We start from the raw sequence: 19,119 nt of genomic DNA, 5'->3' as shown, positions 1-19,119 counted from the left end.
TGGTCAGTATCCCGGGGCGCTCAGGCTCGGATCGAGATACTGGCCATTGCCGCTCGGCTGGGTGGTGTAGCCGCCGCCATATTGCTGCTGCATCTGCATCTGGCGGGCAGCCGCATCATAGCCTTGGACATCGACACCGATAACAGAGGTCATCAGATTGGGGCCAGTGCCGGGCTTGAAGGCTTCTTCGATGGCGGATTGGCCTTCATAAGCCTGGACGCCGGTGCTGGGATTGATCCAGGCGGTGGTCATGCCAGCCGGGACGTTGAATGGGGTGGGCGGCTTACCCTGCATGGCCTTTGCCATGAAATTGGTGAAGATCGGCACGGCCATGCCGCCGCCGGTCGACGAATTGCCCATCGAGCGGGGCTGGTCGTAGCCGATATAGATGCCGACGGCGAGTTCGGGGGTGAAGCCGACGAACCAGGCGTCCTTGTAGTCGTTGGTAGTGCCGGTTTTGCCGGCGACGGGACGATTGAGGGCACGGGCGGCGGTGCCGGTGCCACGCTGGACGACGCCTTCCATCATCGAGGTGATCTGGTAGGCGGTCATCGGGTCGAGGACCTGATCGCGATTGTCGAGGATGCGCGGCTCGCCCTGATTGTGCCAATCGGTGGCGGTGCAGCCCTCGCAGACACGTTCATCATGGCGATAGACGGTGTGACCGTAGCGATCCTGGATGCGGTCGATGAGGGTGGGCACGATCTTGCGGCCGCCATTGGCGATGGTCGCATAGGCCGAAGTCATGCGCATATTGGTGGTTTCGCCGGCGCCGAGCGACATGGCGAGCACGGGCTGCATATCGTCATAGATGCCGAACATCCGGGCGTAATCGGCGATGAGCGGCATGCCGATGTCGCGCGCGAGGCGCACGGTCATGACGTTTCGGCTGCGCTCGATACCGCGGCGGAGGGTCTGGGGACCGTAAAATTCCTGGGCATAGTTTTCGGGGCGCCAGATGGAGCCGTCGCCATTGCGGATTTCGACGGGCGCGTCGAGGATAACAGAGGCGGGCGTATAGCCATTGTCGAGCGCGGCGGCGTAGACGATGGGCTTGAACGACGAGCCGGGCTGACGGAGCGCCTGGGTGGCGCGGTTGAACTGGGATTCGGCAAAGGAAAAGCCGCCGACCATGGCAAGGACGCGACCGGTGCGCGGATCCATGGCGACGAGCGAGCCTTCAACTTCGGGGACCTGCTCGAGTGTATAGGCGCCCTCTTTGCCCGCGACTTGCGAGACATAGATGACGTCGCCGACCTTGAGGATGTCCTGAACAGGTTTGGAAACCCAGCGGATATCGGGGCCGGCCAATGTGCCCTCGACGCGAGCCGGGGTGACGGCACCATCGACGTCGTTTTCCGGGCGGAGGCCGATGCGGGCCTGATTGCCGCCGACTTCGAGGACGACGGCGAGCTGCCATTCGGGCACGTCGCTGAGCGGCTTTACCTTTGCAACATCGAGGCCCCAATCTTCGCCGAGCTCGATGCTGGCGACGGGACCGCGGAAGCCGCGGGTGTGGTCATATTGGATCAAGCCATCCATCAGTGCGCGGCGTGCGTATTCCTGAAGGCGCGGCTCGAGGGTGGTGCGGACCGAAAGGCCCCCGCCATAGAGCTGGTCTTCGCCATAAAGCTTGGCGAGTTCGCGGCGCACGTCTTCGGTGAAGTATTCGGCGGCGTAGACCTGGCTGCCCGCGGCGCGGGGAATGACGTTGAGTGGTTCCGCCTTAGCGGCTTCGGCTTCCTCGGGCGTCGCATAGCCATTTTCGACCATGCGATCGATCACCCAGTTGCGACGCTCGATGGCGGCCTGCGGGCGGCGGAACGGATGGTAATTGTTCGGGCCCTTGGGGAGCGCGGCGATATACGCGGCTTCGCTGAGATTGAGCTGATAGAGCGCCTTGTCGAAATAGTTGAGCGCGGCGGCGGCAACGCCATAGGAATTGAGGCCGAGGAAGATTTCGTTGAGGTAGAGCTCGAGGATCTTGTCCTTGGAGAAGGTCGACTCGATGCGGATGGCGAGGATGGCTTCCTGGATCTTTCGATCCCAGGTCTGCTCAGAGGTGAGCAGGAAGTTCTTCGCTACCTGCTGGGTGATGCTCGAACCACCGCCCTGGATGGAATTATTGCCCTCGGCGCGCGCGAGGATATTGTCGCGGATGGCGCGAACGATGCCGTCGATGGCAATGCCGTTGTGGGAATAGAAGTCTTTGTCTTCAGCCGAGAGGAACGCGTGGACGAGCAGCGGCGGGACAGTCTCGATCGGCTGGAACAGACGGCGTTCGCGGGCATATTCGGCGAGCAGCGTACCATCGGCGGCGTGGACGCGCGTCGTGACTGGCGGTTGGTAATCCTTGAGAACGGTATAATCGGGAAGCTGCGCGGAGACGGTAGCGAGATAAACCGCGGCTGCGGCAACGCCGCCGAGCGCCAGGAACATGCCGAAGCCGAAGAGCCAGCCGAGTAGTCTAAACATGCATCAAATACCTCACGACGCGAATACGGGGCGCCCTGCCCCGATTCACATCGGTAAAAAAACAATAGCAGAAGCCGAAGCGCCTAAGAATCCCGTCGCTCACTGCTCCGGCCCGACGCTGTCAAAATAAGTTGAGATGCCGCGAGCGATGGCCTCTGCCGTACGGTCCTGCCAATCGGACTGGGTCAAATTGGTGATGTCATCGAGATTGGAAAGAAAACCGAGTTCGATAAGGACCGACGGAACGTCGGGTGCCTGGAGTACGAAGAAATCGGCCTGACGCACCGGGAAGCGGCGGAGGGCGACGCTGGGCTCGAGCTGATGCACAATGGCCTGAGCTGCCACATAAGACTGGACGCGCATTTCGCGCCGCATGAGATCGAGGAGGATATCGACAACCTCGGGGGCCATTTGCGGCATGGCGAAGCCGGCGATGACGTCGGACTTGTTCTCGTTATCGGCGAGAACCTTATCGAGCACGTCGGTGGCATTTTCATCGCGCGTATAGACGCTGGCGCCGCGGATTTCGGGCTGCTGAAAACTATCGGCGTGGATGGAGATAAAGATATCGGCCTTATTGGTGCGCGCCAGTTCGACGCGCTCTTCGAGGCGGAGATAGGTATCGTCCTCGCGCGTCAGGGCGACATCGAAGCGACCGGAGGCGATCAACAATTGTTGGAGCTTTTTGGAAAAGGCGAGGACTATGTCCTTTTCCTTGATGCCATTGGCGGCTTCCGCGCCGCTATCGATGCCGCCATGGCCGGGGTCGATGACGACGAGGGGCTTTGTCGCTACGGGGAGTTCGGAGCCACCGGCGGGGGTCGATTGCGCTGCGGTCTCGACGGCAGCCGAGGCGGCGCGGTCTTTTTCGACATTGGCGGCGAAGGTTGCGTCATCGGCGGGGATGATATCGACGACGAGGCGCGCGGGCTGGTCTTCGAAGGGATCAAGAACATAGGCCTGCTGCACCTGGGCGGGGCCAGCGAGGAATAGGGTCGTGCGGACGCGGTCGGGGGCGGCCTGTTCGACCGCATAGGAGGAGATGATCGTCGTATCGGTGGGCTCACCGGTTGGCTCTGGGACGGAGAAGGTCCCGGCGCGCACGTCGATCGCGAGGCGGTCGGGCTCGGTGAGGGATACGAAGGAGAATTCGGTCTTGGCGGCAAGATCGATGACAAGGCGCGCGCGGTCTTCGCCCACGGTGATGCGGGCATCGATGACATTGGGCAGGCCTATGGGGGCGGCAGCATCCTGGGCGAGAGCCGGCAAAGCGGCGCCGAGGACAGCAAGAAAGCCGAAAAGCAGCGAACGAATGACGCTTAAAATCAAAACCAGACTGAGCCTCACACGTAGCGATAAGCCGTGTCTCATGCGCTTCGGGCGATTCTACGGCAAGTTCGGCTTATGCGATGATTTGGCAGTAGAGGCAAAGAACTGGCGCTCGCAAAAGTCCCGATAATCCTCACTTTTAGAGTTTCCTGTTGCTAATCTGGCGCAAGCCCCCTACACGCTTAGATGAAGGCGCAGGTATTTCGCGAGCGCCAGCGACCGACCCTTGGAGGTCTTGTCGCGCCGCTGCGGAACCCGTCCGGCTCTTTGTGCCACACAAGCACATGACCGGTTTGAAAGCGGCGATTTTCAGCGCCTTCGATGACGAATTTCGATTCCTATGGGATCGGACGGTGGCGGACCGTTTTCAGGTTCACTGCCCAATAGGAAGAGGTCATATGGCCCGCAGGCGGACAAAGCGCGACGCGATCGAAAAAGACGATTGCCGTTTTGCTTCGCCCTTTCTCCCGGCCATGACCGAATTTGCCGGTGCGCAGAACGTGAGAGGTTCGCGCCCGATTGTTTTCAACACATTCGCCCCGCAACGCGCCGAGCCTGGTTATCTGGTTCGCCGGCTGCCTGCTTTTGGCGCGCGGGTGCGCGGAGTTTTTTATGGCAACCAAGAGAATGCTGGTGGATGCCATCCACCCGGAAGAAACACGGATCGTCGTTACAGCCGGTAATCGGCTCGAGGAATTCGACTTTGAATCGGCGACCCGCCGCCAATTGCGGGGCAATATCTACCTCGCCAAGGTGACGCGCGTCGAACCGTCCCTGCAGGCAGCTTTTGTCGAGTATGGCGGCAATCGCCATGGGTTCCTCGCCTTCAGCGAAATCCACCCCGACTATTATCAGATCCCGGTCGCCGATCGCGAAGCTCTGCTCGCTGAAGAAGAGCACGACGACGAGAGCCACGACGAATCTGAAGAGGCCGCGCCCGTTGCAGAAGCTGCACCGGAGGCCGAGGCTGAGGCCGAGCACCACGACGGCGAAGAAGAAAGCCACATCGAGCAGGCACCGGCTAATAGCGAGCCAGTGGAATCGATTGGTGGCGCAGATGCGCTCGAGGAAGTGCCGGAGCGTCGCCAGCGTAGCCAGCAGCGTCGCCATCAGTACAAGATCCAGGAAGTGATCAAGCGCCGCCAGGTGATGCTGGTGCAGGTGGTCAAGGAAGAGCGCGGCAATAAGGGCGCGGCTCTTACGACCTACCTTTCGCTCGCCGGTCGCTATTCCGTGCTGATGCCGAACACTGCACGCGGTGGTGGCATTTCGCGCAAGATTACCAATGCGGCTGATCGCAAGCGCCTCAAGGAAATCACCTCGGACCTGGAAGTGCCACAGGGCATGGGTGTCATCCTGCGCACCGCAGGCGCGACGCGCACCAAGGCCGAAGTGAAGCGCGATTTCGAATATCTGATGCGCCTCTGGGAAAGCGTGCGCACGCTGACGCTGCAGAGCCAGGCGCCCTGCCTCGTTTACGAGGAAGGCTCGCTGATCAAGCGGACCATTCGCGATCTCTATAACAAGGACATCGACGAAGTGTTCGTGGCGGGCGATGACGCCTTCCGCGAAGCCAAAGACTTCATGCGCATGATCATGCCGAGCCACGCCAAGAATGTCGTGCTCTACAAGGACGATCAGCCGCTGTTCTCGAAATATGGCATCGAAGCGCAGCTCGATTCGATGTTCTCGCCGACGGTCACCCTGCCCTCGGGCGGCTATATCGTCATCAACCCGACCGAAGCGCTGGTTTCGATCGACGTCAATTCGGGCCGCTCCACCAAGGAGCACAATATCGAGGACACCGCGCTCCAGACCAATCTGGAAGCGGCGGACGAAGTGGCTCGCCAGTTGCGCCTGCGCGACCTTGCCGGCCTTATCGTCATCGACTTCATCGACATGATGGAGAACCGCTCCAACCGTGCGGTCGAACGCAAGCTCAAGGACGCATTGAAGGACGACCGCGCGCGCATCCAGGTGGGCCGGATTTCGCACTTTGGCCTCATGGAAATGAGCCGCCAGCGCATCCGGTTCGGCGTCGTCGAAAGCTCGACGCACAGGTGCCCGATCTGCGACGGTACCGGTCTCGTGCGCTCGACGGAAAGCCTGGCGCTGATGATCATGCGTCACATCGAAGACCACGTGCTGCGCAAGCAGGGCCAGTCGATCAATGTGCGCGTGCCGACGGACGTGGCGCTCTATATCCTCAACTTCAAGCGCGACACGCTGACGGCGCTCGAAGCCCGCAATTCGCTTTCGATCACGATCACGGCCGACAGCAAGCTGACCGGCCATCAGTTCTCGATCGAAAAGGGCGAAAATCGCGTTTCCTCTTATGTCGATCAGCGCGTCGCAAGCCATGTGCGTGTCGATAGCGCTGTGATCGACGAGGCGGACGACGACGTCGAGGTCGAGGAAGAAGAGACCGAGGACGAAGAAGAAGCCGTCGAAGCCCGCCAGGACAATGGCGAGGGTGAAGGCAACGGCCGTCGCCGCCGTCGTCGCCGCCGTCGTGGTGGCAATGGCGAGCGTGGCGAAGAACGCCCGCCGCAGCAGGCCCGCGAAGTCGAAGCCGTGGAAGCCGATGCCGAGACTTCGGAAGAAGACGCCGGCGAAGGCGAAGGTGGCGATGACGCCAATGCCCTCGACGCCGATGGCGAACCGCGTCGCCGCCGCCGCCGCGGCCGCCGTGGTGGCCGTCGCAACCGTCGCGATGGCGAAGGCACGACCGATGGCGCCGATAGCGGGGAAGTTCTGGCTTCCGTGCTGACGAGCGAAGCCGAGCAGGCCGAGATCGCCGAAACGGTGCTGGCGCAGGACATACCGGCAGAAGCCAGTGCAGAAGAGGCTATCGCTGCAGTGGAAGCCGTGGCTCCAGCCGCGGAAGAGGCACCGGCCGAAAAGCCGAAGCGCAAACCGCGCACCCGCAAGGCCAAGGCGACAGATGCCGAAGCACCGGTAGAAGTGGTTGCAGAAGCACCCGCCGCTGTTGCCGAGGAAGCCGCGGAAAAGCCGAAGCGCAAGCCGCGGACCCGCAAGAAGGCTGAGCCGGTTGCAGAAGAAGCGGTTGCCGCTGAGGCGCCTGCTGCGGTCGAGGCGCCAGCCGCTGCCGCGGCTGAGGCCGAAGCACCGGTGACCGAGACGGTTGCTGAAGCCACCGAAACCCGGCCGAAGCGCCAGAAGAAGGAACTGCCGCCTGAGGGCGTCGTGGTTTCCTCGAGTGCTAACACGCCGGAAGCGGCAGAGGCCGAAAGCGAAGGCGAGCCGGATAAGAAGAAAAAAGTCGGCTGGTGGCAGCGCCGGCTGGGTCTCGGCTAGGATTTGAGGAGGGCGGCTTTCGGGCCGCCCTTTTTCCATCATGTCGCGATCCGAACGCCTGCTCTATCTCCTGCAATTGCTACGCAACAAGCGCGTGCCGGTGACCGGGCCGGACCTCGCGCGCGAACTCTGTATTTCCATTCGCACGCTCTACCGGGATATCGCGACGCTGCAGGCGCAGGGCGCTGACATTCAGGGCGAGCCGGGGCTTGGCTATGTGCTGCGGCCGGGTTTTACGCTACCGCCGCTGATGTTTTCGGCCGATGAAATCGAGGCGATCGTGCTTGGCTCGCGTTGGGTGGCGAGGCGATCGGCAGATGAGCGGCTGAGTCGATCCGCCGAACAGGCGCTGAGCAAGATTTTGGCAGTATTGCCAAGTGAATTGCGCGAGAGTGCCGAGGCGACAAATCTGCTTGTTGCGCAGACGGCGAGGCAGGCCGAGGATCATATCGATGCTGGCGTGATCCGGCTGGCCATTCGCAACGAGCGGAAGCTTGTAATCGGCTATCGCGGGGCGGAGGGCGCGGTGTCGGAGCGGACGATCTGGCCGTTCATGATCGGCTTTTTCGAAGCGGTGCGCGTGGTCGTCGGCTGGTGCGAATTGCGCGAGGATTTTCGCAGTTTCCGCATCGATCGGATCACGGCGCTGACGCCCACGGACGTTCGCTATCCCAGACGGCGCGCCGTGATGCTGAAGGCGTGGCGGGAGCGCGAAGGGATTTTGCCCCGGTGAGCGAGCAAGGCACTGCCGGAAACTGACAGTCCCCAGCGTTAGAGTGAGCTCATCGAAAAGGAGCTTACCGATGCGTATTCTTAATTACATTCTTCTGGCCGTCGCCGATATCGCTGGCAGCCGCGCCTTTTATTCACCGATCCTGGGGATCGAGCCGGTCGAGGCGTCGCCGACTTTCCTGCTTTATGTGCTGCCCAATGGGATCAAGCTCGGGTTTTGGATCGCGAAGGAGATCGAGCCCACGCCACGTGCAGCGGGCGGGGTGGAAGTGACATTCAGCGAAGAGAACGATGCTGCAGTGGATGCGACATTCGCCGATTGGTCCGGTAAGGCCGAGGTCTTGCAACAGCCGACGCGGATGGATTTTGGCTATACGTTCGTCGTAGCCGATCCTGACGGGCATCGGTTGCGTGTGTTTACGCCAGCGGCGCGGCCACGCTAAACGTCGGTTTTCGTATAGCGGAAGACTAGATCGATTGGGTCCTGGCGCTGGGCAGCGGGGTCCTCGATCCCGCCAAGACGTCGGGCAACTTTGGCGGAGGCGAGATTATTCTGGTCGACATAACTGACCAGCGTGCCGATACCCAAGATTTCAAAAGCCCAATTGCGCATCGCCATGGCGGCCTCTGTGGCATAGCCGTGGCCTTCAAAGCCATCATAGAGAAACCAGCCCAGTTCCTTTTCTGGGAATAGCGGGCCGTGGTTGATGCCGACCTGGCCGATGCGGAGGCCGTTGGACTTGAGGTCGATCATCAAACCGCCATGGCCGTAAATGGTCCATAGCGCGATATCCTGGCAGAACATGTGCCACGCGGCGAGCTCGTCGTGCGGTCCACCCCTGTAGGTTGCGCGCGGGGAGGCCATCAATTCGCAATAGGGCCAGAGGTCATCCTGCCGCATCGGCCGGAGGATCAAGCGCTCAGTTTGCAAGGTCGGGACGGTCACGCGCCGGCCTTCAAGAATTTATCCAGACGATCGAGGGCGAGTTCGACCGTTTGGCTGGTGCCGGCGTAGCTGAAGCGGATGTAGCCTTGGCCGCTGGTGCGGTCGAAGTCGACGCCGGGGGTGCAGGCGATGCCGGCTTGTTCGAGAAGTGATTCACAAAAGGCCAGTGAGTCGTTGGAAAACTTCGATATTCCGGCATAGGCGTAGAAGGCGCCGTCGGCGGCGGTGGGGAGATCGAAGCCGAGGTCTTGCAGGCCCTTGGTGAGGATGCGGCGGTTCTCGGCGTAGATGGCCTTTTGCTCTTCGGAATAATCGCGTTCGCCGAGCGCCGCCTTGGCGGCGATCTGGCTGAGTGTTGGCGCGGAGATGAAGAGGTTTTGCTGCAAAACTTCGGCGCGGCGGACGAGGCTTTCGGGCAGGACCATCCAGCCGATGCGCCAGCCGGTCATGCAATAATATTTCGAGAAGCTATTGATGACGATGGCATCGCGCGTCAGTTCGAGCGCCGACACTGATGGGCCGCGATAATCGAGGCCGTGGTAAATTTCGTCCGAGATGAAGGTGATGTCCAGCCGCTTGCAGGTATCGATGATGTCGACGAGGCCGGCGCGATCGACGGCGGAGCCGGTGGGGTTGGCGGGACTGGCAAAGAGCAGGCCGTCGAAGGGCATCTTGTTGTAGGCGGCTTCGATCTGGGCGCCTGTGAGGTGCCAGTTATTGGCAGCTGAAACCGGGATTTCGGCGACCTGGAAGCCGAGGCCGATAATGGTATTGATATAGGCGGGATAGCCTGGACGCGTGATGGCGATGCGGGCGCCGGGGCGGAAGGCGGTGTGAAAGGCGAGGATGAAGCCTGCCGACGAACCCATTGTCGCCAGAATCAAATCCGGGCTGACGGCGACGTTGTGCTGGCGCTCATAATAGTGTGCGAGTTCTTCGCGTAACGCGGGCAAGCCCTTGGCGCTGGTATAACCCTGCGGATTGGGGAGCGCGCGGGCGACGGCTTCGAGGACTTTTGGCGCGGGGGGTTGGCCGGGCTCGCCCAGTTCAAGATGGCAGATCGTTCGGCCCTGCCCTTCCAGCACCTTGGCGCGGTTGAGGATGTCCATGGCGAGAAATGGCATCAGGCCGTCGGTGCTGGGGGCGGTCATCGGCTTTGTCCTTGTTTGGACACGGGACTAGCGGCAAGTGTGGTGCAACTCAACAACAATTGAAACCGCGCTTCAGACGGCAGCAATTGTTCCGTGCCAGTGTGGCGCGCGGTCTGCTAGAAGGCCGCAAGTGAATTCAAAGCGTTGGGGATCAGATGAACCGTCTGTCTATCGTCTTGGCGGCCGTGGCCGGCATTCGTGCAGGGGCGCTGGGCTATTCGCAGCTCAACCGTCCGGCGCCGGCCACAGATACCGTCGCGGTTCGCGCCATCGTTGAAAAGGTGCTCGACGAGCGTCAGGCGGCAGCGCCAGAGGTGACGGCGCCCGTGCAGGAAACGGCGGCGATCGACCCGGCGGTGCTCAACCCGATGATCGAGAGCTATTTGATGAGCGACCCCAAGCTGTTGCAGCGGCTTTCGGTGGCGCTGGACGATACGCTCAAGGCCGAGGGCGAGACCAAGGCGCGCACGGCGATCGCTGAGATGCATGATGCGATCTTCAATGGCCCCGGTCAGGTCGTCCTGGGCAATCCCAATGGCGACGTGACGCTGGTTGAATTCTTCGACTACAATTGCGGCTATTGCCGTGCTGCCCTGCCCGATCTCGCGACGCTGCTGGCGGAAGATTCTGGCCTAAAGGTCATTCTCAAGGAATTCCCGATCCTTTCCAACGAGTCGATCGATGCGGCGCGGATCGGCGTGCTCGTCGGCGAGTCGGATGTCGATTATTGGACGTTCCACGAGGCGCTGTTTTCGAGCCGCGGCAAGGTGGACAAGTCAGTGGCCCTCGCGGCAGCGGCTGACCTGGGCCTGAGCCCGGTCAATCTTGAACTGCAGATGGGCGAGGATCGGGTGGCCAAGACCATCCAGACGTCTTACCAGATCGCACAATCGCTCGGGATTACGGGGACGCCGACCTATATCATCGGCAATGAGATCATTCCTGGCGCGATCGGGGTGGATGATCTGCGCACCCGCATCGCCAATATGCGCGCTTGCGGCGAGACGGCTTGTAGTTAGCCCTTATATCGCCCGACTCTTTGGATAGTTGGCCTCAACGCACCGGGAAGGCTCGCCTTTTCGGTGCATTTCGTGTAACCGGCCTTGCACCACCGGAAACAGCCGGTGCACAACGCTAGAGATCATGGCAAAGCACGTTCTCGTCCTCAACGGCCCGAACCTCAACATGCTCGGCAAGCGCGAACCGGCAATCTACGGCGCGCAGACCCTGGCAGATGTCGAGGCCCTTTGCCGGGCTGCCGGAATCGATTTCGACCTTGCCATCGACTTCCGCCAATCCAATCACGAAGGCGAACTGGTTACCTGGATCCAGGAAGCGCTCGGCACGGCCGATGGCATCCTGATCAATCCCGGCGCCTATTCGCACACTTCGGTGGCAATCCACGATGCCCTCAAGGCCGTGGCGCTGCCGGTTGCGGAAGTTCACATCAGTAATATTCATCAGCGCGAGGCCTTCCGACACCATTCCTATGTGTCGGCAGTCGCCTTTGGCGTCATTTGCGGCTTTGGCACGCTAGGGTATAGATTGGCCCTGGAAGCCATGGCTCAGAAACTGAAATAACGCTTCGCCGCGAAGCCGGGAGACCGACAAGAATGACCAAGTCATCGCAGGTGGATCAGGACCTGATCCGCGCCATCGCCGAACTTCTCAACAAGGAAAACCTTGCCGAGATCGAAATCGAGCACGAAGAGGGTTTCAGGGTCCGCGTGACGCGCTCCTACCCGGTCGAAGCTCCGGCCTATGCGCCTGCCCCGCAATATTTCGCGCCGCCGGCTGCCCCTGTTCCCGCCGCACCGGCCGCTGCCGGCGCTTCGGCTGTTCCGGCCGCCGCAGCGACCAAGGAAGACCTGACGTCCAATCCTGGCACGCTGACCTCGCCCATGGTTGGCACTGCCTACCGTTCGCCAGAGCCGGGCAAGCCGATGTTCGTCGATGTCGGCACGAAGGTTTCGGAAGGCCAGACGGTTCTCATCATCGAAGCGATGAAGACCATGAACCAGATTCCGGCGCATCGCTCGGGCACTGTCACCCGCATTCTCGTGGACGATGCCCAGCCGGTTGAATATGGCGAGCCGCTCGTCGTTATCGAGTAAGGAGGCCTTTCGATGTTTCAGAAAGTCCTGATCGCCAATCGCGGCGAAATCGCCCTGCGCATCCTGCGTGCCTGCAAGGAGCTGGGCATCCAGACCGTTGCAGTGCACTCTACGGCCGACGCCAATGCCATGCATGTTCGCCTTGCCGACGAGAGCGTCTGCATCGGCCCCAATGCGGCCAAAGACAGCTACCTCAATATCCCGTCGATCCTCGCCGCCTGCGAGATCACGGGCGCGGATGCCGTCCATCCCGGCTATGGTTTTCTTTCGGAAAACGCCCGCTTTGCCAAGATTCTCGGCGAGCACAATGTGACCTTTATCGGTCCATCGGCGCACCATATCGAAATCATGGGCGACAAGATCACGGCGAAGAAAACCGCTGTGGAGCTTGGTATTCCCGTGGTTCCCGGTTCGGCTGGTGCGGTTGAAACCGAAGCCGACGCGCTCTCGACGGCCAAGTCGATCGGATACCCAGTGCTGATCAAGGCAACTGCCGGTGGCGGTGGTCGCGGCATGAAGGTGGCGCAGACGGAAGCCGACGTGCTTGTCGCCTGGTCGACCGCGCGTTCGGAAGCCAAGGCCGCTTTCGGCAACGATTCCGTCTATATGGAAAAGTATCTCGGCAAGCCGCGCCATATCGAAGTGCAGGTGCTTGGCGATGGCCAAGGGAATGCCGTGCATCTTGGTGTGCGTGACTGCTCGCTGCAGCGCCGTCACCAGAAAGTCTGGGAAGAAGCCGGCGGCCCGACGATCGCTCCGGCAGAGCGCGACCAGATCGGCGAAGTCTGTGCGGCCGCCATGCGGAAGCTCAAATATTCCGGCGCCGGCACGATCGAGTTCCTCTACGAAAACGGCGAGTTCTATTTCATCGAGATGAACACGCGCCTGCAGGTGGAGCATCCCGTAACGGAGCGCATCACCGGCATCGACATCGTCTATGAGCAGATCCGTGTCGCATCGGGCGAAGCGCTGTCGATGACGCAGGATCAGGTGAGTTTCTATGGCCATGCCATCGAAGTGCGCATCAATGCGGAGGATCCGCAGACCTTTGCACCATCACCTGGCACGATCACCTTCTATCATCCAGCGGGTGGCGTCGGTGTACGCGTCGATTCGGCTGTCTATCAGGGCTACAAAATCCCGCCCTATTATGACTCGCTGATCGGCAAACTGATCGTTTATGGCCGGACGCGCGAGGAATGCCTCAAACGCCTGAGCCGTGCGATCGACGAATTCGTGGTGGATGGGGTCAAGACCACCCTGCCCCTCTTCCAGAGGCTGATCAAACAACCGGACATCATCGCCGGCAACTATGATATCCACTGGCTCGAGAAATTCCTGGCCGAAAACAAGGTCTGACGACACATGGGGCCCGCACCCGCCATCGAGGCGCTTGCGGGCCTCACTTTCAATCGCGTGGCTTTTGCCGCCGATATGGCCATGTTCGATTTCGGGCCGCTGCACTCCAAAATCATCGGTTATGGGCCGCGCGTGGGTGCGACAATCTTTGTCGGCTCGCATGCGCTGCATGTGCAATGTTGCTGGCAAGTCGAGCAGGCTGGGCGAGTGGTTGCTGACTTTAAAGGCGCCTTGGTGCCGGGCGCTCTGGCGCCGGTCGAAGGTATGGTCGTTGAGAGTGTCGCCATGACCCATGGCGTCATTGAGATCGATATAGGCGCTTTCAAGCTCACGGTTTGGCCTCGCGCGGATCATTCCGGCGAGCAGTGGCGGCTATTGGGCGCCGGGCCGGACGACGACCACTTGGTGTGGGGAGGCGAATTTGGCGCGCAAGGTTGACCCGTTCGATATCGAGGTGACGCCGGAGCTGATCGTGCGTGCCTATAGCGCCGGCATATTTCCGATGTCGGAAGACGCGGCCGACGAGGATGTCTTCTGGGTTAGTCCGGAATGGCGCGGGATCATGCCGCTCGATGGCTTTCATGCCTCCAAAAGCTTGCGGAAGGCGATCCGGCAATCGGATTGGGATATTCGCGTCGATACCGACTGGGAAGGCATTATCGAAGGCTGCGCGACGGAGGGTGAGGACCGCTCGACAACCTGGATCAACGGGACAATCCGCGCAGTTTATGGCGAACTGTTTCGGCGCGGAGTGGCGCATACGGTCGAGGTGTGGGACGGCGAGGATCTCGTCGGGGGGCTCTATGGCCTTGCGATCGGCGCAGCATTCTTTGGCGAATCGATGTTCCACCGCCGGACCGATGCCAGCAAGATGGCGATGGCGCATCTGGTCGAGCGGCTGAACGCGGGCGGCTTCGAACTGCTCGATACGCAGTTTATCACGCCGCATTTGGCCTCGCTGGGTGGGATCGAGATTTCGCGGGCGGACTACGAGGACCGGCTGGCGCTGGCGCTCTCATCCGAAGGCAATTGGGGAGCGCTTGATGGATCCGCGTGAGAGGCTGCCGCTGCAATTCAAATCGCTGGCTGGGCGAGACTGGCAAACAGTAACGATCGGCAAATCCGGCGCGTCGGTTTGGCGAATTCCGATGGGCGAGACGGCGCTTTTCCTTAAGGCCGAGGCGGCGCATGAACTCAGCGAACTTAGCCAGGAACTGCTGCGGCTCGACTATCTGGCTGAGATGGGTTTTCCGGCGCCACGCATTGTCGACGAGGTAACGGCGGACGCGTTCAACTGGCTCTTGATGACCGAGGTAAAAGGCAGGGATTTGACGCACCTGGTGGGTCAACCTCAGGTTTTGATTCAAGTGCTTGCGGACGGATTGAAGCGGCTGCATGCGCTTGATCCAGCGCAATGTCCCTTCGATCATTCGATCGATCAACGGCTCCGTGATGGCGAGGCCAACATGCTGGCGGGGCGGGTGGACGAGACTGATTTCGATGATCGGCATGAAGGTTGGACGGCCCAGCAGGTCTATGACTGGCTGCAGGCGAACCGGCCAGCGGAGACCGATCGGGTCGTGACGCATGGTGATGCGTCCTTGCCGAATTTCCTTGCCCATGAGCGACGGTTCAGCGGCGTCGTCGATTGTGCGCGGCTCGGGGTGGCGGATCGTTGGCAGGATCTGGCGCTGGCCTGCTGGAGCCTCGAATTCAATGGCGGCATGGATATGGTCCATGCCTTTCTCGACGCCTATGGGGTGCAATTCGACGCCGAGCGCTACAGGTTTTACTGCGCGCTCGACGAGCTTTTTTGAGGATCAGTCCTTCAGTTTGAAGGACAGGTTGGTCACCCATTCTTCCATGTCAGGCACTTCTTCCGGGTCGCTCTCGTAGATTTCGAGCCGGCAGGCGAAGTGGTCACCGTCGGGACGTTCTTCCATATCGAAATCCTGCTGGGTGAGGCGCGCCCAGCCGATGAGCATGCCGGTGACCGTTTCGAGCTTGTCCGGATGGCCGACCCAGCTCAGACCGAGGAAATTGCCGCCGGGCAGTGTGCCGTTGCGCACATTGCCCTCGTCAGGGCCAGCAGATTCGACGGCAATGCCCGCTTCCACATCGAGCGTCGACGCCATATCGATGCGGCGATAATTGTAGAAAGCAGGGCTGACCGGGGTCAGGCCATGCTTACCGATATAGTTGAAGAGCTGCGGAAAGCCTTCTTGGGCCGGTTTCTGCATCTGGCTCATGGTTACGGTGAACGGCACATAGATATAGGCCTGCGGCTTGCGCACTTCATTTTTGGGCAGGGTCAGCATGGTTCGTCTTCCTCTGGTGTGATCAATCGACCTGGCCGCCGCCCGTGGCATTGGCCATCGTGGCGGTCATGCTGGAAGCCAGATCGCTGGCGAGCAGCAGGGCTGCATCGGCGACTTGGGCAAGGGACGCCATTCGGCGCAGCGGCGTGTCTTTCGCAAATTCGGCGTGGATTTCGTCGAAGGTCATGCCGCGCTCATTGGCGTGGATGGTCCAGGCTTCGCGAATGCCGGGCGTATCGGGCGAGCCGGGCGACCGCACCCAACAACAGCGCACGCCCTGGGGACCATTCTCGACGGCAAGATGGCGGAGATAATGTTCGACCGCGGCGCAGGCTATGCCAAAGCCGCCCATCTGGTTATAAGCCTCGCGTCCTGCATTGGCGGTGATCCCGAGAATGACGCCACCGCCATTTTCGCTCATGTGACGCGCCACGACGGCGCCGATATTGAGCCAGGATTTTAGGCCACGCTCGACCGGCATGATGAAGCGGTCAAAATCGATGTCGGTCAGATTGGTGCCTTGAGCGTCGCCCCAATCGATGGCGCTGAAGACGATATTGATCGGGCCGCTGATGGCCTCGGCATTTTTGAGTTGGGCCTCTACCGAAGAACGATCGAAGGCATCGGCCGTGTCGATATAGACTTGGCCGCCGCTGGCGCGCAGTGCTTCGGCTGCTGTTTCAAGCCGATCTCGATTGCGGGCGACCAGATGGACTGTGGCGCCCTCGCGCACAAATGCCTTGGCGACGGCTCCACCCACCGCGCCGCTGCCGCCATAGACAATGGCGGTCTTTCCCCTGAGCAGCATCGTTTCCCTCCGCAGCATGCTTCAGCACGACGACGAATGGCATCGCCGTGCTTAAACACGCTAGCGAAATAAAATTATCGCTGGTCGGGCGGCGGGACGTTGGTGCCGGTTTTGCACTCGATGAGCCAGACGTCGTAGACGGGATGGTCCACGGCATTGAGCGCGGGGCTATCGGCAAACATCCAGCCGGTAAAGATGCGTTTGGCCGTGCCGTCGAGCGAGCGCTGGTCGACCTCGAGGAAAGCGGAGGTGCGCTGCAGCGTGTCATTGGCCGGGCGGTCATAGCAGGCGCGCGGAGTGATTTCGAGCGCACCGAAAAGCACCGTTTCGCCGATATAGACGTCGAAGCGCGTAATGCGGCCGGTGATTTTATCGAGACCGGCTAAGGTCGCAACTGGGTTGGCCAGCGGTTGGGCGACAACAGGTGCAATGCCAATTGCCGCAGCAAGGGCCACGGCAATCAGACTACGAAAGAGATGGGACAGGCGCATGGGCGCCTTATTCGGGCGACCAGGCTTGATAATCGCCGGTGACGCGCGGGCGTTCGCCCTTGTTGAGCAAGCTGCCATCGGGGCGGTAGGCTTCGGCCGTGCCGGTGAGGTTGGCCTGGTGCGGCTTTTCCCATTCACGCGGCTTGTAGTCGGCGCTTGCGGGCACGACGTCGGTGCGGTGATGCATCCAGCCGTGCCAGCCGGGCGGGATGGCGGAAGCATCGGCATAACCGGCATAGGTCACGTAGCGGCGGTTTGCCTTCTTGTCCTGATAATAGCGGTTGCCGAATTCGTCGGTGCCGACGAAATTGCCGAAGCGCTTGATCCAGAGGCGGGTTCCCCACGTCTGGCCGCTCCACCAGGCGAAGATTTCAGTGAGGAACTTCTTGGTATCAGACTTGGCCACGAGACGATTCCGCTCAACAGGAACGATTTGTCGAGCGGTTTATCATGCTCGCACCGGAGAGCCTAGACCCAAGCTATGCAAATTGGCGGCATCTTCTGGTGATCACGAATTGCAGTGTGGTCGAACCGGGTGCGCTCGGTGGCGTTAGCATCGCATCGAACCTTTCACGGGAGACGAGCAATGGCACCGAACCACAATAGCGGCATTCTGAGCCCGAACGAGACCAATTACGATATTCCCGACCAGACCAATATCGCGCAGCCCTATAGCCAGAGCGAAATCGAAGACCTGCTTTATGGCGGCGACCTGTCGGTCGAGGACCGATTGGCCCGCCTGCGCGATCTGCGTGACGACGCGACAATCCGGGAAAGCGGCGATTGGGGCGACCAGGACCCGGCGGCGATGCTCGATGAAATCGATCGCGCCATCGAGGAACTGAGCGCCGACAATGAAACCGCTGACGACCATGCCAGCATGGATAATGTGCTCCTCGATGATCCTGCCGATCACTCCCACGCGCTTTCGCCGGACGATGTCGACGCTTTGACCGAGCTTTCGGGAGAATCGGAAGAGGATTTGGAAGCTGCGGCTCTCGACGACGACGAAGAGGATGAGATCCTTGACGACGATGATGACGAGAGCGAAGCGCCGGTGAACGGCTTGCACTAAGAATTCTTATCCGGGACAGGATGAGCGGGGAGTGGTGGCAACACCGCTCCCCGAGCTTTTTCAGTGGGGCTGAATGCCGCTGATGCCGAGATAGATCGCGTAGAGCGACGTCGTAGCGGTGATGAAGAGGCGATTGCCCCTTGGTCCACCAAAGGTGAGATTGGCAACGCCTTCAGGTATGTTGAGGCGCCCAAGCAATGTGCCATCGGGCGCATAGCAATGAACGGCGGGACCACCGCTGGTCCAGACATTGCCCTGGGTATCGACGCGCATGCCGTCGGGGACGCCGAATTCTAGATTGCAGAATTCGCGTCCGTTGCCGAGCGTGCCGTTTGCGACATCGAAGGCGCGGATATGGCGCGGGGCGCCGGGCTTATGGCTCGAGCCAGAATCGGCGACGTAGAGGCGCTTCTCGTCGGGGGAAAAGGCGAGGCCGTTGGGCTGCAGGAAGTCGGTCGCGACTGCGGTCAACTCGCCGTTTGATGGGTCCAGGCGATAGACATTGTGCGTTGCCTGTTCGGGTTCGGCGCGAAACCCTTCGTAATCGGTGAGAATGCCGTAGGTCGGGTCGGTGAACCAGACGCTGCCATCGGAATGGACGACGACATCGTTGGGAGAATTGAGGCGCTTGCCCTCGAAGCGATCGGCAAGGACGGTGATGGTGCCATCGTATTCGGTGCGGGTGACGCGGCGGAGGCCATGCTCGCAGGAGACAAGGCGGCCCTGGCGGTCACGAGTATTGCCGTTGGAATAATTGGAATCTGCGCGGTACACCCCGACAGTGCCATCAGGCAGGTAGCGCATCATTCGCCGATTGGGGATGTCGCTCCAGATGAGATAGTCGCCATCCCTGAACCAAACGGGGCCTTCGGCCCAACGGCAGCCGGAATAGAGGCGCTCGAGCTGGGCGCTGCCGATGATGAGATCGCTGAAGCGCGGATCGATAATGTCATGAACTGGTGCGGACACCTATTTCCTCCTCCTTCGGCGGAGGAAGGGCATT

21 protein-coding genes are annotated in these 19,119 nt (G+C 61.0%); 12 read left to right on the top strand and 9 right to left on the bottom strand.

The window, feature by feature from the left end:
- Positions 1-3: 3 nt before the first annotated feature.
- A complete protein-coding gene (locus ASE94_RS16655; RefSeq protein ID WP_082461257.1) occupies positions 4-2,475 on the bottom strand; it encodes a penicillin-binding protein 1A in 2,472 nt (823 codons plus the stop codon).
- Between the two features lie 99 nt (positions 2,476-2,574).
- Positions 2,575-3,804, bottom strand: coding sequence for an N-acetylmuramoyl-L-alanine amidase (locus ASE94_RS16650; protein WP_162236109.1), 1,230 nt, complete (start codon positions 3,802-3,804; stop codon positions 2,575-2,577).
- A 284-nt stretch (positions 3,805-4,088) separates the two neighbouring features.
- Here ASE94_RS16650 and ASE94_RS21165 point away from each other — a divergent pair, with 284 nt between their 5' ends.
- The 4 genes from ASE94_RS21165 to ASE94_RS16635 all read left to right on the top strand — a co-directional run bounded on the left by ASE94_RS21165 (position 4,089) and on the right by ASE94_RS16635 (position 8,297).
- Entirely contained in the window at positions 4,089-4,487 is a 399-nt protein-coding gene (locus tag ASE94_RS21165; protein WP_156463935.1) for a hypothetical protein, read from the top strand.
- Positions 4,417-7,122 carry a ribonuclease E/G gene (locus ASE94_RS16645; RefSeq protein ID WP_062631384.1) on the top strand — a complete coding sequence of 902 codons (2,706 nt, stop codon included), beginning with the start codon at positions 4,417-4,419 and terminating at the stop codon, positions 7,120-7,122. Before ASE94_RS21165 ends, ASE94_RS16645 begins: the two co-directional genes overlap by 71 nt.
- Positions 7,123-7,162: 40 nt before the next feature.
- Complete coding sequence (locus tag ASE94_RS16640) at positions 7,163-7,855, top strand: YafY family protein (RefSeq protein ID WP_062631285.1); 693 nt, start codon at positions 7,163-7,165, stop codon at positions 7,853-7,855.
- A 70-nt stretch (positions 7,856-7,925) separates the two neighbouring features.
- Complete coding sequence (locus ASE94_RS16635; protein WP_062631284.1) at positions 7,926-8,297, top strand: VOC family protein; 372 nt, start codon at positions 7,926-7,928, stop codon at positions 8,295-8,297.
- Here ASE94_RS16635 and ASE94_RS16630 read toward each other — a convergent pair.
- Both ASE94_RS16630 and ASE94_RS16625 read right to left on the bottom strand, forming a co-directional pair.
- Positions 8,294-8,800, bottom strand: coding sequence for a GNAT family N-acetyltransferase (locus tag ASE94_RS16630; RefSeq protein WP_280137177.1), 507 nt, complete (start codon positions 8,798-8,800; stop codon positions 8,294-8,296). The two genes, ASE94_RS16635 and ASE94_RS16630, sit on opposite strands and share 4 nt — an antisense overlap.
- Positions 8,797-9,951: an aminotransferase class I/II-fold pyridoxal phosphate-dependent enzyme gene (locus ASE94_RS16625; protein WP_200913672.1), complete on the bottom strand. Its 1,155-nt coding sequence runs from the start codon at positions 9,949-9,951 to the stop codon at positions 8,797-8,799. Before ASE94_RS16625 ends, ASE94_RS16630 begins: the two co-directional genes overlap by 4 nt.
- Before the next feature lie 155 nt (positions 9,952-10,106).
- On the opposite strand from ASE94_RS16625, the gene ASE94_RS16620 reads away from it, so the two are divergent.
- From ASE94_RS16620 to ASE94_RS16590, 7 genes are all read left to right on the top strand, one after another.
- On the top strand, positions 10,107-10,970 hold the full coding sequence (locus ASE94_RS16620) for a DsbA family protein (protein ID WP_062631283.1): 864 nt from the start codon (positions 10,107-10,109) through the stop codon (positions 10,968-10,970).
- A 124-nt stretch (positions 10,971-11,094) separates the two neighbouring features.
- Positions 11,095-11,532 (top strand): type II 3-dehydroquinate dehydratase, encoded by a 438-nt coding sequence (gene aroQ, locus ASE94_RS16615; RefSeq protein ID WP_062631282.1) that lies wholly within the window; start codon positions 11,095-11,097, stop codon positions 11,530-11,532.
- A gap of 32 nt (positions 11,533-11,564) precedes the next feature.
- Complete coding sequence (gene accB, locus ASE94_RS16610; protein ID WP_062631281.1) at positions 11,565-12,065, top strand: acetyl-CoA carboxylase biotin carboxyl carrier protein; 501 nt, start codon at positions 11,565-11,567, stop codon at positions 12,063-12,065.
- A gap of 12 nt (positions 12,066-12,077) precedes the next feature.
- On the top strand, positions 12,078-13,424 hold the full coding sequence (accC, locus tag ASE94_RS16605; protein ID WP_061906777.1) for an acetyl-CoA carboxylase biotin carboxylase subunit: 1,347 nt from the start codon (positions 12,078-12,080) through the stop codon (positions 13,422-13,424).
- 6 nt (positions 13,425-13,430) lie between these two features.
- Positions 13,431-13,862, top strand: a complete 432-nt coding sequence (locus ASE94_RS16600) for a hypothetical protein (RefSeq protein WP_062631280.1) — start codon at positions 13,431-13,433, stop codon at positions 13,860-13,862.
- Positions 13,846-14,481: a leucyl/phenylalanyl-tRNA--protein transferase gene (gene aat / locus ASE94_RS16595; RefSeq protein WP_062631279.1), complete on the top strand. Its 636-nt coding sequence runs from the start codon at positions 13,846-13,848 to the stop codon at positions 14,479-14,481. The genes ASE94_RS16600 and aat overlap by 17 nt, the downstream gene beginning before the upstream one ends.
- Positions 14,468-15,241: an APH(3') family aminoglycoside O-phosphotransferase gene (locus ASE94_RS16590; RefSeq protein ID WP_082461255.1), complete on the top strand. Its 774-nt coding sequence runs from the start codon at positions 14,468-14,470 to the stop codon at positions 15,239-15,241. The genes aat and ASE94_RS16590 overlap by 14 nt, the downstream gene beginning before the upstream one ends.
- Before the next feature lie 3 nt (positions 15,242-15,244).
- Here the strand turns inward: ASE94_RS16590 and ASE94_RS16585 are convergent, their stop codons facing one another.
- The 4 genes from ASE94_RS16585 to ASE94_RS16570 form a co-directional block, all read right to left on the bottom strand.
- Entirely contained in the window at positions 15,245-15,742 is a 498-nt protein-coding gene (locus ASE94_RS16585; protein WP_062631278.1) for a GyrI-like domain-containing protein, read from the bottom strand.
- A gap of 22 nt (positions 15,743-15,764) precedes the next feature.
- A complete protein-coding gene (locus ASE94_RS16580; RefSeq protein ID WP_062631277.1) occupies positions 15,765-16,550 on the bottom strand; it encodes an SDR family oxidoreductase in 786 nt (261 codons plus the stop codon).
- Between the two features lie 74 nt (positions 16,551-16,624).
- Positions 16,625-17,041 carry a DUF2155 domain-containing protein gene (locus ASE94_RS16575; RefSeq protein ID WP_062631276.1) on the bottom strand — a complete coding sequence of 139 codons (417 nt, stop codon included), beginning with the start codon at positions 17,039-17,041 and terminating at the stop codon, positions 16,625-16,627.
- A 7-nt stretch (positions 17,042-17,048) separates the two neighbouring features.
- Positions 17,049-17,447: an NADH:ubiquinone oxidoreductase subunit NDUFA12 gene (locus tag ASE94_RS16570; RefSeq protein WP_061906783.1), complete on the bottom strand. Its 399-nt coding sequence runs from the start codon at positions 17,445-17,447 to the stop codon at positions 17,049-17,051.
- A gap of 180 nt (positions 17,448-17,627) precedes the next feature.
- Between ASE94_RS16570 and ASE94_RS16565 the strand changes: the two genes are divergently transcribed.
- Complete coding sequence (locus ASE94_RS16565) at positions 17,628-18,116, top strand: hypothetical protein (RefSeq protein WP_062631275.1); 489 nt, start codon at positions 17,628-17,630, stop codon at positions 18,114-18,116.
- Positions 18,117-18,176: 60 nt separating this feature from the next.
- Here ASE94_RS16565 and ASE94_RS16560 read toward each other — a convergent pair whose 3' ends face one another.
- The gene (locus ASE94_RS16560) at positions 18,177-19,085 is read right to left on the bottom strand and encodes an SMP-30/gluconolactonase/LRE family protein (protein ID WP_062631274.1); all 909 of its coding nucleotides are present in this window, start codon (positions 19,083-19,085) and stop codon (positions 18,177-18,179) included.
- Between the last annotated feature and the right edge of the window lie 34 nt (positions 19,086-19,119).

It is taken from the genome of Devosia sp. Leaf64 (assembly GCF_001421945.1).
Taxonomy (GTDB): domain Bacteria; phylum Pseudomonadota; class Alphaproteobacteria; order Rhizobiales; family Devosiaceae; genus Devosia.
The sequence above is the reverse complement of the archived record's forward strand: the minus strand, read 5'-3'. Positions and strand labels throughout refer to the sequence as shown.